Origin of the sequence: Radiobacillus sp. PE A8.2 (assembly GCF_045635475.1) — a bacterium.
GTDB lineage: Bacteria > Bacillota > Bacilli > Bacillales > Amphibacillaceae > JBJGXI01.
The window spans coordinates 15,918-30,568 of record NZ_JBJGXI010000018.1; the positions used below are offsets into that span (position 1 = coordinate 15,918).

Consider the following 14,651-nt stretch of genomic DNA (forward strand, 5'->3'; position numbering starts at 1 on the left):
AACTAATAGGTATAAAGAAATGACCTCATCATAATAAAGTGTATTAAATCTTCTCTATTTCAATGTCACTTCGACTAGTCCAAGTAATTCTTACAATATCTCCAATTTTTGCATGTACATGATCAAACCAATCACCAATCAATTGCAAATTACCACTACCTTGAAATTGCTTTGCATAAACATCACCCGCCGTAGTACTACCTGATGCTTTTAAAATAACATTTTTTAAATAACCGTCTTTTGAATTACAATTATAATTATAAATCGCCCCAGGATGATTACTATTATAGATACTCAGCCTTTTTGCCTCATATATTGGTATTTGCAAATAGCCTTCTCCATAAATAATTCCCCTAGAACTAGTATATCTATAGACTCCCCACTCTAAATGAGGTTGTTTTAAAGTTGTAATAAATGAATCGCCCGCTACTGGCATATTTTCCCCTCCATGGTATTCATCTAGTATTTCTCCTTGAATTTTTAGTTTCAATACTTCTTGACTGTCATAAAATATTAACATGCTGCCTTTGTTGACAATACTAAACCTGTTACTTTCTTTAATAAATAGAATTGTAGCTCCCACTACCCCTTCAACACCCCAATAACCTTCCCGTTAATCACTACATCACTTGGATTCATTTGAATTGGCTCATAATTAGGATTTTCTGAGATTAGTAGCACTGAATCGCCCATCAACATATATTTTTTCATGGTTGCTTCTTGGCCAATTAGTGCAATAACAATATCTCCGTTTGTTACCGCTTCCTGTTTATGAACTATTACCAGGTCTCCTATATCAATGCCAGCGCCAATCATACTATCCCCTTTTACTTTTAATGCAAAAGTGCTATTGGATTGAATTATCCATTCATCTGAAAGAAGGATACTTTCTTCAAAGTGCTCGATTGCCGTAGTTGGGATACCAGCTGCAACGTCACCAATAACCGGAATGCTTTTATCTACGTCTACATCTAATACTAAATTCGTTGTAGCATCTATGATTTCCACATTCGTTTCATCTTCTAAATCCTGTGCATATTGATAGGAACGTTGATGCCTTAAATCCATATAAGTACGTGACCGCTTTGTGTTAGGTTTAAACTGTGGTTGGCATGGTGGCACATCGCTAACCAGCTCTCCATTTCGATCAATAATCTTTACAGCTGCTCCATCTGTTACAATTCCATAACGAACATTCGTATCTGCAGCCATATATGTTTTTAATTGCTCTAATCCCGTACTAATTCCGCTAGCAAATGCTTTTACTTCCGCAAAAATATAGGGTATTCTTTTTCCGTTCATTTCGATTGTTATTGCTATATCAACATATCCACGCTTAGAAAACTGCTGGACAGGATATTCTAGTGTGATCAATTCAAGTGGATAACCGAATGTATGTACAATTTCTCGTAATAACCACTGTCTAACAACTTCCTCTTTTGCATTTAAATCAACAATCTGACCTGTTAATCGGTAGTCTTGAATTGGAATCGGCAGAAATGGTCTTAAAGAAGAATCCCTTGTCATTCTGACGTAACTATTATCTATTTCTCTAATAAAACAAGAAGGTCGATTTACGGAGGACATGTATAGCAATTCGTTTGCACGAGTCATACCTACATACATTAATTTCCGCTCTTCGGTAAGTGTTTCTTCATCATCCATACCTTGTGCATTATTCGGAATGACACCTTCATCTAAATTGATTAAAAAGATAACTTTAAATTCAAGTCCTTTTATCGAGTGCATCGTAATTAATTTGACTGTATCAGCTGCGAATTTTGGCTCATTGGTATTTAGCAACTCGCAAGGTATACCAGCACCTTCAAGACTGGTTGCTGTACTCTCTATTATTCTCTTTTCTCTAGCTACTAAGCATATATCACGATAACTATAATCATTATGCAGTGATGTGATTTCCTCTATTAAAAAGTCTAACTGTTGTTGCGTATTTACAAAATAACGGTAAATTGGGGCATGGCCATGACGATCAATTAAAGACGGCTTAACAAAATCAACATTCCCTCTTATTTGCTCATCTTGTTCAATTAACCCATAAGCTGCTTTTGAAATTTCTGTTGTTGTCCGATAATTTTTTGACAGTGTCCTAGACTTCCCAACCATGTCATATCCAATAGTGGTATACGGGCGCCCTTTACCAAGCCATGATTGTGGGTATATACTTTGAGTATTGTCTGCCACAAACATGATTGAAGAATAACTTTTATCTAAATAGATATGTTTCAAAAATTCCAATTGTACTTTAGAAAGATCTTGGCTCTCGTCAATAATAATATGGGTATATTTACGACTAGTAACTTCAGCAACCTCTAACAGTGCAAGCTGGTTCATGGTTTTAAAATCAATTTTACCTTGGTCTAGCAAGAACTTATCATATACTTCCATGAGCTCATAAATCACCGCTCTAGTATCAGAATTCTTAAGAAGTTTTTGAGGATTTCCTTGCCCTCCACTACCTCTACCAATCCGATCTATATTTTGATAGGTCTCTTGATCTGGAATATTACTTGCTTTAATCCAAGCAATCTCTTCTAGTAAAAAACTACTATTTTTTGGTGATAATACCTTAATATCAGGAAAGCGCTCTTTAACAGCATGAACAGCTTTTTGAATCGCCTGTCTCTCTTCAAACGGCTTCGATATATTATATTTAACCTTGTTTCTTGTTTGATATCTCATGAAAAACGAAAACATTAGCTTATCAATGTTTTGAATAACCACTTCACTGTTCGATCCAAACAAACTTTGCAAACTCTCTTCTTCATCCCTTAATTCTTTGTATTGATAGTCAATATACTTCAGTAAAGTTTTATTAAAGGTAACGAGCAATATTTTATCGTCATCCTCATGCGCATAGTGATTTTGTAAAAAAGCAATCCGTCGAATTGCAACCGTTGTCTTCCCTGATCCAGCAACACCTTTTATTAAACTATGACCACTAGGCTCCAACTCAATTATCTTTCGTTGCTCCACATTTAGTTTCATTCCGCTTCCCTCTCCTCTCAACGCACACCGGCACTGAAATGGCATGTTCTCTTGTATGATTAATAATTTGTATTGTAAAATTCTGATTTATATCTATTATACTAGAATTTTACCATTTTTCGACAGGAAATACAGATTTGTGTGGATTTTGTGGGTTTGAGTAGGTTATTGATCTGGGGGACACGTCAGGAAAAATGAAAAAAGACATTTAGCTCTTGCACTAATGTCTTTTTTGAAGGTCAAATAATTTGTGAATTGAGAAACTTAATACACTTAATAACTCATGATACGGTCTGCATGAAGAATATATGTGAGGTATATCATATTTAAATTATGAATATATTGCTATTGGAATTACTAATATAGCAGGAGTTGATATTTTGGAAACAATGTTTGGCACCTCTAATTGTTCGTCTAATCCTGTATTCATAGACTGAAAAAGACCATCTAGAGTTTTTTGCTGAAATAATTTAAATGCCGTATTTCTAAATAAGTTAATTTCATCCTGATCAGTATTAACAATCTTTACAACCTTACCGAAAACAGTATAATTACCATCAATTATTTCATTCGTATTTTTATGAATAAAATAATTGATATAAACTGGTAGAACTGCTTTTAATGATTGCGTTTCATTTATAGAACAAATCAAATCCATACTTTCGTTTTCGATTAAACTATTTCTCATACTTTTTACTTGCTTTAACATTTCTTGGTTCCCATCTCTTTTGCTACCTTTTTGAGTTGGTTGAAAAGTCATTGCTAAAACCATTATTTGTTCAATTGATTCTAAAAGCGAAATTAACGGGTTTTTTTCCAATTTACTATTAAATCTTACAAAACTTCCAGGTATTAAATTGTCCAGATTCTCTTTCACTTCGATATCGTTGATTAATTGATTCTCTTCTAGGTATGAATGTAATTTTGCGAATAAAGACGTTGGTGTGTGTATTTTCTCCTCACTTGAGCTCTTTTCCTCCGATGAATTCTTTTCTATCCCCATTGCTGCTTTAATTTTGGTTTTTATTCCATATAAACCAAATCCCGCTTCCCCGTCCATGCTACCATTAGTAGTTTTTCCATCAGTATTTGATACATTTAAATTTGTGACTTGTGAAAATCCATCTTCAATAACTGCCAATAGATCGAATACTACATTTTGATTTAAATAAGTAGTCATTGGAAATACACTATCTTTCGGTTCTTTATTCATCAAAATACCTCCTAATTCTTTTTGTTAGTTTAAATTACAGAACGTTTGTTCTATTTTATATTCATATTACATTTTTGTCAATTTTCAAATATTAATTTATATGAATTTATTTTTTAACAAATTATTACTTTAATAACATAAAATTCAATAATCTAATATTATAAATGGATGGAGGATAGGTGGTTTAAATTAGTGATATTTTTAGAGGATAAGCAACCAACACAGACTTAAGCTCCTTCGCTTTTCATAGCGTTCTTTTAGGGATGCGTTCTTTAAACTGTGTTCAATGTCAAAAAGCTTATTTCAGAAGTCTAATTCTTCTTTTGCTTTCGCAGAAGCGTTTCCTGTAGATTCAGGCAGTTCCTGGAGTGCCTCCACAAAATTGCGTCGATCATGCGACCAAAACCCCTCGAAATACTGACTGCGGCATTTGCGCTGTTGCGATTGGAGTTTTTATGTCTTTACGTTCGCAATGGCGACAACTATACAGGAGGCGAACTTGCTCAACCACCCTCACCTGCGCTGAGATAACTTTTCACCATGATCTATTAGTTATGAAAGCAAAGACCCAGCCCTGAATCTCGATGTACAGACTTGAAATTTTTTCTAATTAACCTCAAGAACAGTAGTAATACTGCACCAATACAGTAATGGTTCTTATCATCGTCAATTGAAGTATATCTTCTAGATATTTTGCACCAAAAATCTAGGAAGTGACAAGGTATCTGCACTTTACTACTGTTCTACTACAATGAACAAGGCACTATTTTTATCCACGTAGTGGTGAACCTAAAAGTAGCTGGAATTTGAATATACTCGAGAATGATAGACGAAAGGTATATTATTGTATGATTGAAAAAATTAAATAAGATTCTAAGAGGCTGGGACAAAACTCAGATAAAAAATAAAAAGCTGCACCTTTCCAACACATAGTTGGAAGGTGCAGCTTTTTTTATAAAATTGAAACAATTTAAGTAAGTAATAAAGGATACCTTCTGATAAAATAGATGTGGTTGACAGTAAAGTTCACAAGAATATTTTAATTTATTTATTGACTATGAATTAACATGAAGTAAGTGATTTAATTCCTTAGAATCAATGTCTACCATAGAAATTCTTTCTTCTACAGCAATTGTTGGTCTTCCATCATAAGAATCAATTGATTCAATGTATCCCGATAGAAAATATCCTTTGTTTAATAATCTAAAAAAAATTTTATTAAAGGGCTTTTGAATATATCCCACACGTACGTTTCCATTTTCTTGATCAATAACTTCAACTGCCAAAATATTTTTAGTATTATTTTTATCGTTACGTAAAATCACTTGATCATTAACCTTCAAATTAATATTATTGCTTCTCGTAAATGACCAGCCTGCAATTTCTCCATTGTAGCTTAGTTTACCGTTCTCAACATATACTGGCTCTAAAAATGATAAATTATCTGTAGCAGTTCTTCCTTTAGTAACCTTTAAATATTCCCATGTGATAGCACTACTTTTTTGAAGCTGGTAATCATGAATGAATTTTTTAAAAATATTACGGCTTTGGTTTGGTAATCTTCTTTCGAAAACAGAAAATAACTTATTACTACAATATTCTTTGTGTAAATCCTTCAACCCAACAAAGGGCATAAAACCTTCTTCTCTTGCTTGTAAGACATTCTCCTGAATGTAAATAAATTTATAATTCAATCCACTAGGACTATGATTTTTAGATAGTAGTCCTACAAAATAATTTTCTTTGGACTTTGGTCCTTTCCAAGACACTAATAATTTCTCATTATTATTGGGCATATCAAATCCCTCCTACTTTAACAAATAGTCTCTTCTTGTTTTTAAGATTTTTGCTACTAATGCTTTTTTAGGTTCAGACATTACTACCGGTGGAACTTTATTAATAATATTTTGTAAAACTTCATCAGAAAGGTTTTCGACGTTAGCCAAATATTTATTAATTTCTTGTGGATATGAACTTTTCACTTTATCATATAGCTCTATAATGTTTAACTTCTTTTTCGTCCACGAATCTTCCCAACGTATAAGTGTGGAAGATTTTTTTCCAAATATATAAGATTCGAACATTCTTTTATCACGCAACATAAGTTCAATCCGACCTTGGTTCATTTCTCTCCCTAGTGATGAAGAATTATCATAAAATGGGGCAAATTTTTGTTGCCCTGTTTGTTCGTTTCTAATCACTCCGAAGTTATCCTGATGACGATCAGTATTACCAATTAATGTATCGAATAGAATCATTTGAAACAAATAATCTAGAATTCCATTTTCATAAAAGAGCCTGTATAATAAGTCAAAATTATATATCTCATGTTCACCTTGTAATTTATCCCGATCATAGGTCTCATCAAAATCCATAATCATGTCCGCACCTTCAACTAAACTATCATTCGTTTCGTCTAAAAAGGACCAACATAATGCTCCAAATACCTTTTCACCTATTTTAACGTCTTCACCATTTAACCCATAGTATTCGATAGCCTCATCATTAACTTGAAGAGCACCTATGTCTACATTGTGTGTAGGAAAACCGATGTAATTACCGATTTCACTACAAATTTTTTCAGACCACGCCTCCCCAGTAGACTCTCCTTCACCATAGGAACTATCACTTGTCAAAGAAACAGGTAACTTAAAGAGTGCTAATTGTTTTTTATCAAATGAACGATACCATCTTTTTTCTTTTGATCCTGAAACGTTAATATTTTCATATTTCCAACTAGAGATGTCGACAATAGAATAATAATCCATAGAAATTCTCTCCAATAACACAGAATATATACTTATTCAAGTATAACATCAGATTTCTATTTTGTAACAATCTATTGTTATCCAATTGTACGCCCTACTACAATTTATTTGAATATTGTATAAATCCCTATCAATGAAATTTCACCATATAATGTATTTTTAGCCAGAGTAAAAAGACGCTACTGTTATTTAGTTACGTCTTCTTAGCAATTATAAAATATCATTTACTTATGATATGGTTCCCCCGCAATTACTACTAAACACCCTTCCTCTCAAAATACCAATGCAACCGATACTCACAAATCTCTCTCGTCATTTCATACAACATCCCAAGATCCTCACCATCAACATCAACCCCTAACCCAAACTCACCATCCTCAAAAACCGTAACACCCTTAGAACTCCCACTCCACTTCGTCATCGGCATATCTGCCACAACATTAGCAACCTTCTCCTGATCATACTCCCAAAGCTTACTAGTCTTCTTATCCGAAAAATCAGCTTGCTTTCGATACTCTTTTTCCGTTAAGTATTGGTGGAAATACGGCGCTACTTCTTCAGGTGTCACAGGCTTATGCCATTTCGCTTCTCCCCTACTTAACATATAGGACAGCAGCACCATCTTATAGCTCTTAGACATGACTGTCTTTTCTACTTCTTCTAGCCAGTCCTTATAGTCGAGAAAGACGCTTTGTTCTTGCTCTTCTAGTTCATCTGCCCATGATAAGAACCCTGCAAATGATTTGAATTCCTGCTTAAATTCCTTTGAATTCACATTACCGTGCAGATGCATTTCTAAGTAAGTTGGACGATAGCCTAACTCTTCCTTTAGATTGTAATAGGCATGAAGTAGCTTTTCTTTTCTTGGTTGTTTCTTCTTTGCTAGCTCTTGGAGCAAATTAACAACTTGTACATCAAGATTAACCTCACATGCACCGGGCACAATCGGAACAACTTCGCGTTTCTTTTTACCTTTTCCATCCGGTCTTTCCGCATCAAATAAACTTAGTTTAATATCCGCATTACGATAATTTCCGATTAGATCTATAATCGTACAATGCGTTTTGCCATTAAAGATCCGCAGCCCTCGACCTACTTGCTGTGTAAACACCGTCAATGATTCTGTAGGTCGCGCGAATAATAGTGTGTCTACAGCTGGGATATCAACACCTTCGTTAAACAAATCTACTGTGAAGATGATCTCAATTTCGCCTCTGTCTAACTTTTGAATAGCTTTACTTATACTTATGTCCACGCTTTGTGAATGCAGGCTGATTGTATTGTGTCCATTCTGATTAAAGTAACTGGATAGAAATTGTGCTTGCTTAATAGAGGAACAAAATCCAATTGTTCGTGTCTGTTTATGTTGTTTCCATGCATGAAGAATGTTTGCAGCTAAACCATCACGAAGTTGTGCAGCTAGCAATTCCGTTTGGTCATATCTAGTACCCAGCCACGTGATTTGGGAATAGTCTGTATCGTCGTATACACCATAATAATGAAACGGTGCTAGCCACCCATGTTGGATAGCTTCAATGAAGTGCATTTGATAAGCAACGTTTCCATCACAAATCGCAAAAACATCCTTGCCATCTAGTCGATCTGGCGTAGCGGTAATGCCTAGTAAAAAATTCGGTTGAAAGTGTTGCAACACACGCTTGTAAGAATTTGCTGCAGCATGATGGAATTCGTCCACAACGATTAAATCGAAGTGATCTGGAGAAAATTTCTGAAGGTGTTCTTTCATGCTTAATGTATAGATCGAAGCAAAGACATTATCTGTCTCAGCATCTTTTACCTTGCCGTTGTACATGCCATAATTGCGGTCAGGCATCACATGCTGGAAGGACTTTTTCGCTTGATACAGAATTTCTTCCCGATGCGCGATGAATAACACACGGCCAAAGTTCTGAGCAAAGAATGCTGCTAGATATGTTTTGCCGAGCCCAGTTGCCATGACGACCATTGCTTTGTCATAGTCTTCTTCCATAGTAGCATGCAAAGCATCAAGCGCTAATTGTTGCGCAGGTCGTGGATCGATCTCTGCTTGGTATTCCGCTTGCGGATCTGCAACTGATGAAGCATAGTCTGGTTTTGATTCAGGAAGCATTAACTCAATCTCTTCCTGTTTGGCCCAAGTAGTTGCTAGGTTAGGATGCTTCCGATGAAAGGCCTCGTATTGGGTGGTATATATTTTAATCGTTTCAGCATTAACAGGGACCGTCTGCTCGTCATAGAAAACCTTAAGAAAACGATCAACAGCATCCTCAAACGTCTCCGGCTCCGCCTCTTTATCCATCGCCAAATTCCACTCCACCCCTGTGGTGAGTGCTGATCTTGATAGATTAGAAGATCCAATAATCATCGTACCATTATCTTCATCATTGAATAGATAAGCCTTCGGATGAAAGGAAGTTCCATTACTCCTCCATAGGCGAACCTCCACATTGTCATAACCGAGCGATAACTGCTGCAGCGCCTCCGGCTGCGTTATAAACAAATAATCGCCCGTACATATCTTAATATCCGCCCCACGCTTGGCCGCATCGATTAAGTATGGCTTTAACAGCTGCACACCAGATTTCATAACAAACGAAGCCAAAATATAAATAGTAGAGGCTGAGCTGATTCCTTCAATGATATGCTGTTGTACGTTATCCGTAACTAGCTTAATTTTAGTCATCTTCAACCTCGATTAGAAATATTTTGTCATTAAACCCACCACGTTTTTCAGCCTTTTGCTGACGGATCTCCTCTACCTCGTCGATAGATGCACCGTGTGTATTCGCAAGAGCGTGGATCAGCTCTAGTATATCGGCTAGTTCTTCGAGACTGTCTTGATCGTTGTCCGCTTCCAAGTATTCCTGGAGTTCTTCGCCTAGCTTGGTGCGCATTGCTTCTATGTATTCTGGATTATCTAGGATTCTTGTTTTGTATTGTTTGCCAGTTTTTTCGATAATTTGTGGGATTAGGTCGCGTACTAGTTTGTTGTATGTTGGCATGGGTAGCATCCTTTCTGGGTGTCTCTTTTATGGATATGGTACTAGATTCGGAATCGCTTTGCGAATACCACCAAGTGGATCTTCTATATCACCTTTATAACGTGGGATCAGATGAAAGTGAAGGTGATTCACTGTTTGTCCACCATATGGACCAATGTTCACTCCTATGTTGTAGCCATCAGGATTGTACTTTTCATCTAGTAGTTTCTTTCCTTCACGAATCAGTTCATGTATGGCCATGATTTGTTCTGGTGTTGCATCGAAATAATTCTGTTTGTGCTCTTTTGGAATTATTAATAAATGTCCTTTTTGGACTGGGTATTTGTCGTAGAATGCTATTGCTAGGTTGTTTTGTAGTTCTATTTTCAGTTCAGTGTGGCTGCAAAATGGACAAGTCATACACTACTCCTTTAGTACAAGGTATATATTATTCTATATAATATTTTTGGACTATCTTTTTAACATTTGCTAACCCTTTCTTCTCTAATAACGATAATAACATTTCACCATCATAGTAAAAATCTAATTGGTTCGGTTTTAATTTACCTTTATTTAATTCTTTAAGATTCTTTAAGCTTTCTTCATCGAATTTAGCAGTGGTTATATAACATCCCTTTACTGGCATATCAGAAGTACACTTTAACACTTTTTTCGCGAATGGAAGAGTTCTTCCAGTAAACCATTTCACAGTGTATTTTGTATTATAATCTCCGTACGGAATTACAGTTGATGATTTTAACCCTTTCATCTCGAAAATAACTATTTCATTTTGGTTATGAGAATAAACCACATAGTCGTACTCATAATATTCTTTTTCGTCTACATCTTTAATTTTCCGTAAATCCATTGATTGAACAATTGAAGAAGCAGGATATATTCCTGAAACAACAGGATACATTAAAGATTCAAATAGATCGCCTTTTATATTTTGTAAATTATTCTCTTGTCCACTATCCCTAATAGAAGATAAAAGAAAATTCATTTTCTTGACATAGTCTTTAGTACCTAAAAACTCGTGAGATTTAACCAACTGAAAGTTCTCTATAATTTCATATATCTTTTCACCATAAACTGTTCCAAGGTTAAAGTTAAGTAACCCATATGCTTTTATCTTATTCGTTACATTAAAAGATGTATTTTTATAAATTACTATTGGCAAAATTTTTCTAACACCGGTTTTCACACTGTTTCTTACTACTTGGATTCTACCAATAAAACCCTCCAGATCATGAATTGTGTATTTTCTACTAATCACTACATCTATAACAACCAAAGTTTTTTTCTCTTCTGATGTGGAGTTTTTATGCAATATGGGACTAAGGCCTGTCGTATTTGTATAAGCAAAAGCATCCCACACAAAATTATTGTGAGTTGCACCCAATGTTGGTTTATTTTTATTTCTAAATACTATATTTTTATTATCAATAAGGTTATGATTCTGTAACCACCTTAATAGATCTGGTAAAAAAGCGGCATCAATTGTCATGTTATCAAAATGAGAATCAATTAGAACTTGAGGATTTGCAACTTTTTTTGAGTCAATAATATATATAATATTTCTTGAATCTTTAGTTATTTCAATAATATCTAAGGCTGATAACGTATTAATTATGTCACCTAGTTGACTAATTTTAGAAGATGATTTTTTCAAAGGACTTCCTGTGATCTTTAATGCTTCGTAGTAAGAGATAATCCCTTTGTTAGATTTAATAATCGAAAGCAACCTATATATGGGTGGACGAGAATTTTTACACAATTTTAATACACTATTATAATCTAACTTATAAGATCGATTATAGTATGCATACTGCTTTTTTCCAAAAGTAATTGGTGAACTAGAATTAATAATTCTATTACTTACTGCTCTTTGAATTATCTTTCTTGCATAGTCAGCTTTTAAACCAATAAATTTTCTCATTAAATTATTGGTTAATTCCTGTCCCAGCATAACAGAGGTGGGGTTAGAGAAAAGTTCTTTTATATACAATTCATATTTATTCATACTTGTCCCACTGCCCTTATATTAATATATTTAAAGAAAAAGAGGTTCTTACGAAATTAATTTAAACCATTCATATCAAGGGTTTGGATATGATTTTATTTCTTTTAAAATGTCACATTCGATTGTCTCTAAGGTTTCTACGATGCAATTAACTCATCACTGTGTAAATTAAATCAGTTATACCAATAAGTAGGTATTAATTTTTCTCCATCACGCCATACTTCTACTTCATGAACTTCTTCTATGTCGCCATAAACATCTCCATCAGCATGGTCTAACACAATCGCTTGCCATCTCCCATTACTATTTTTTATTGATTTCGCCATAGTTTTAAACATTTTCTTTACAGCCTCAATATCTTCATTATCAAATTCAGGATCTCCCTCATTCTCTTGAATATATTTTTTAAGTTTGGGAAAATAAACTTGACTTGGTTGGTCAAATATCACAAAACTAGGAACATATGATTCCTTCAAATTTAAGAAATACTCGTGCAATGAACACATCATAGCTATGTGAAAAGAAACCCAGTTAGATGCACTTCCTACTTCTGAAAGAAAATGCCAGTGATTATCGTTACTTAAAACCGATACATTTAAATCTTTAATACTGAACCTTGGAGCAACCTGTCTATATTTATCTTCTACATCTAATAATTGTAAATGATTAAGTATACCCTGAGCGATTTTTAATGTTGCATTTTCAATTTTCCTTTCAATTCCACCTGGATCAGTAGATTTAAATAGCTCATCAAGCTCTTCTCTTAATGTATCAATTCGAATTTGAAGTTCTCCTCCATCTGTTAAACTCTCAAATGTCTCTAGAGAAGTCTTTAATTGCCCCAAGAATAAGTACATATTCTTTTTACGATGAAAATTTCGTTGTGCTTCTTTGTCTTTTGCTAACAATAAATCAAATCGTTTCTGGTTCCTATCCTTTTTTTGTAGTAATACCTTTAATTCTAGTTTTAAGCGCTCCTCTTCTCTATTAAAGGAAGTTGGTACTTCTGCCAACTTTCTTGATTGCGCCTCATACTTTTTAAATTCTGCAGCAATTCTTGATATTTCATTATTTTTATTTGGATGTTCGTATGACCCACATGTTGGACACTTTTCTGCTTCAAGAGAAATATCCTCTAACCACTGCGAAATATGTAACCTTTCTACTCTCTTTCTCACAGAACTTCCATAATCAGATAGACCAGTTTTAAGCTTATCCACATCACTTAATCTTTTTTTTAGTTTTGCAATATTTTCACTTATAAGATCTTCTTCTTCTTCAAGTTCAATAATCTCCTTATTAGAAGTTTCTATATCATTAATATCTGTATGTGAATAATAGGGAATATTCCCCACAATATCTCTGGAAATCTCTATTAACTCATCTAAACTAATCTGTTCATTTACTGTTTCCTCTGTAATTCCATACTCAATAGCTACCTTAATCTGACTTAATAAATTTAACTTCCAACCTGAGGATATATCCTCAAGTTTTTCATATTCCTTGATAGTATGATTAAGTTGCTTTTCAACTACCTTGAAACGGTGTCTAGCAACAAGTGTTTCAAGGGTTTCAGCTCCTAATATAAAAGGAAACCAATTCTTCAATCGTTCTCTATGTTCATAGGCATGAGTTTTGTAGAAGAGTATATTCTGATTTGCAACTATATCCTGATTCTGAAAAGTAAATGCCATTAAATCTCTAAAACTGAGTCTTCTTTGATAAGCATTATTTTCATTCTCATTCCCCAATTCTAAATAGGGGACTGCAGAAATAGTATTTAAAATATGTTTAACATTTTCAAATTTTTCATTTCCATTCTCAATAAAAGGAGGGATATCTACATTGATACCTCTGTATAAGTAAAACTCATTTGATACTTTGTTTCCATCAGGTACCTTTCTACATAGTAAGATCTGTTCTACTTCAGTTTTGAAAACAACACCATACCAAGAAGCATTATCTCTAATTGTGTCAATAGGGATAGAGCAATCACTAGATGCTAGACAGTAGTCAATTATTGGAATAATAGCCGATTTTCCTGTACGCGAAGCCCCAGTAATAACATTTACCACACCAGGTTTAAATTCAACTGTTCTAGGATGAAACCTTTTAGATTTTGGCCAAATAATTAATTTTAGAAATTGAAAATACATTATAAAACCACCTTTAAATAAGTAGTTATAGTAGGTATATCATGTTTCGAGAACCACTTCCCCAATATTTCTGCCTTATCTCCTTCTCTCTTAATTTTATTTTTTAATGCTTTTCCATTGCTTGCTCTTTTAACTAAATCACAAGGATATATTCTTCCACTCGTTGGATCCCATATCAATAACCCCTGTCCGACTGCAATATCGATAGCTTTTAATGTATACGATTTTCTCTCTCCAACTTTGCTATGAATTGATAATAATAAATCGATATCTTTATTATCTTCAAAACTTCGAATATATGATTGTAGACCTTCCCGCCTATTACTAATAGCGTCCAACAATCGGTTGTTTGTAAGTATTGCAATTGCTATAAAGTGTAAAATAGCTATCGGAGCTTCACCTTTTGGGTGATTGTTAGAATAACCCTGTGTAAAACGCCATAACAAATAAGCTCCAATTAATGGCGTATTCCATATTTTCACTTCCTGTACTAGTCGTCCCAAA

11 protein-coding genes are annotated in these 14,651 nt (G+C 34.3%); all 11 read right to left on the reverse strand.

What is annotated here, in order from left to right; all coding sequences use genetic code 11:
• Window positions 1-43: 43 nt before the first annotated feature.
• The 11 genes from ACI6MV_RS11135 to ACI6MV_RS11185 all read right to left on the reverse strand — a co-directional run bounded on the left by ACI6MV_RS11135 (window position 44) and on the right by ACI6MV_RS11185 (window position 14,650).
• Window positions 44-583: a hypothetical protein gene (locus ACI6MV_RS11135; protein ID WP_407270370.1), complete on the reverse strand. Its 540-nt coding sequence runs from the start codon at window positions 581-583 to the stop codon at window positions 44-46.
• Window positions 583-3,006, reverse strand: coding sequence for a transcriptional repressor LexA (gene lexA / locus ACI6MV_RS11140; protein WP_407270371.1), 2,424 nt, complete (start codon window positions 3,004-3,006; stop codon window positions 583-585). Before lexA ends, ACI6MV_RS11135 begins: the two co-directional genes overlap by 1 nt.
• Window positions 3,007-3,337: 331 nt before the next feature.
• Window positions 3,338-4,219 carry a DUF6414 family protein gene (locus tag ACI6MV_RS11145; protein ID WP_407270372.1) on the reverse strand — a complete coding sequence of 294 codons (882 nt, stop codon included), beginning with the start codon at window positions 4,217-4,219 and terminating at the stop codon, window positions 3,338-3,340.
• Between the two features lie 1,055 nt (window positions 4,220-5,274).
• On the reverse strand, window positions 5,275-6,015 hold the full coding sequence (locus ACI6MV_RS11150; protein ID WP_407270373.1) for an HIRAN domain-containing protein: 741 nt from the start codon (window positions 6,013-6,015) through the stop codon (window positions 5,275-5,277).
• Window positions 6,016-6,027: 12 nt separating this feature from the next.
• Window positions 6,028-6,987, reverse strand: coding sequence for a HipA domain-containing protein (locus tag ACI6MV_RS11155; protein WP_407270374.1), 960 nt, complete (start codon window positions 6,985-6,987; stop codon window positions 6,028-6,030).
• A 256-nt stretch (window positions 6,988-7,243) separates the two neighbouring features.
• Window positions 7,244-9,670 (reverse strand): DEAD/DEAH box helicase family protein, encoded by a 2,427-nt coding sequence (locus tag ACI6MV_RS11160; RefSeq protein WP_407270375.1) that lies wholly within the window; start codon window positions 9,668-9,670, stop codon window positions 7,244-7,246.
• Window positions 9,663-9,989 carry a pyrophosphohydrolase domain-containing protein gene (locus ACI6MV_RS11165; RefSeq protein ID WP_407270376.1) on the reverse strand — a complete coding sequence of 109 codons (327 nt, stop codon included), beginning with the start codon at window positions 9,987-9,989 and terminating at the stop codon, window positions 9,663-9,665. The genes ACI6MV_RS11160 and ACI6MV_RS11165 overlap by 8 nt, the downstream gene beginning before the upstream one ends.
• Before the next feature lie 27 nt (window positions 9,990-10,016).
• On the reverse strand, window positions 10,017-10,388 hold the full coding sequence (locus ACI6MV_RS11170; protein WP_407270377.1) for an HIT family protein: 372 nt from the start codon (window positions 10,386-10,388) through the stop codon (window positions 10,017-10,019).
• A 28-nt stretch (window positions 10,389-10,416) separates the two neighbouring features.
• Complete coding sequence (locus tag ACI6MV_RS11175) at window positions 10,417-11,991, reverse strand: hypothetical protein (RefSeq protein WP_407270378.1); 1,575 nt, start codon at window positions 11,989-11,991, stop codon at window positions 10,417-10,419.
• A 173-nt stretch (window positions 11,992-12,164) separates the two neighbouring features.
• Entirely contained in the window at window positions 12,165-14,147 is a 1,983-nt protein-coding gene (locus ACI6MV_RS11180) for a DUF3732 domain-containing protein (protein WP_407270379.1), read from the reverse strand.
• Complete coding sequence (locus ACI6MV_RS11185) at window positions 14,147-14,650, reverse strand: three component ABC system middle component (protein WP_407270380.1); 504 nt, start codon at window positions 14,648-14,650, stop codon at window positions 14,147-14,149. Before ACI6MV_RS11185 ends, ACI6MV_RS11180 begins: the two co-directional genes overlap by 1 nt.
• Between the last annotated feature and the right edge of the window lies 1 nt (window position 14,651).

What these genes read in the sequence shown, in the direction of transcription:
- lexA (WP_407270371.1), bottom strand. Translation starts at nt 3,006, where the DNA reads ATGAAACTAAATGTGGAGCAACGAAAGATAATTGAGTTGGAGCCTAGT.
- ACI6MV_RS11145 (WP_407270372.1), bottom strand. Translation starts at nt 4,219, where the DNA reads ATGAATAAAGAACCGAAAGATAGTGTATTTCCAATGACTACTTATTTA.
- ACI6MV_RS11150 (WP_407270373.1), bottom strand. Translation starts at nt 6,015, where the DNA reads ATGCCCAATAATAATGAGAAATTATTAGTGTCTTGGAAAGGACCAAAG.
- ACI6MV_RS11155 (WP_407270374.1), bottom strand. Translation starts at nt 6,987, where the DNA reads ATGGATTATTATTCTATTGTCGACATCTCTAGTTGGAAATATGAAAAT.
- ACI6MV_RS11160 (WP_407270375.1), bottom strand. Translation starts at nt 9,670, where the DNA reads ATGACTAAAATTAAGCTAGTTACGGATAACGTACAACAGCATATCATT.
- ACI6MV_RS11165 (WP_407270376.1), bottom strand. Translation starts at nt 9,989, where the DNA reads ATGCCAACATACAACAAACTAGTACGCGACCTAATCCCACAAATTATC.
- ACI6MV_RS11170 (WP_407270377.1), bottom strand. Translation starts at nt 10,388, where the DNA reads ATGACTTGTCCATTTTGCAGCCACACTGAACTGAAAATAGAACTACAA.
- ACI6MV_RS11175 (WP_407270378.1), bottom strand. Translation starts at nt 11,991, where the DNA reads ATGAATAAATATGAATTGTATATAAAAGAACTTTTCTCTAACCCCACC.
- ACI6MV_RS11180 (WP_407270379.1), bottom strand. Translation starts at nt 14,147, where the DNA reads ATGTATTTTCAATTTCTAAAATTAATTATTTGGCCAAAATCTAAAAGG.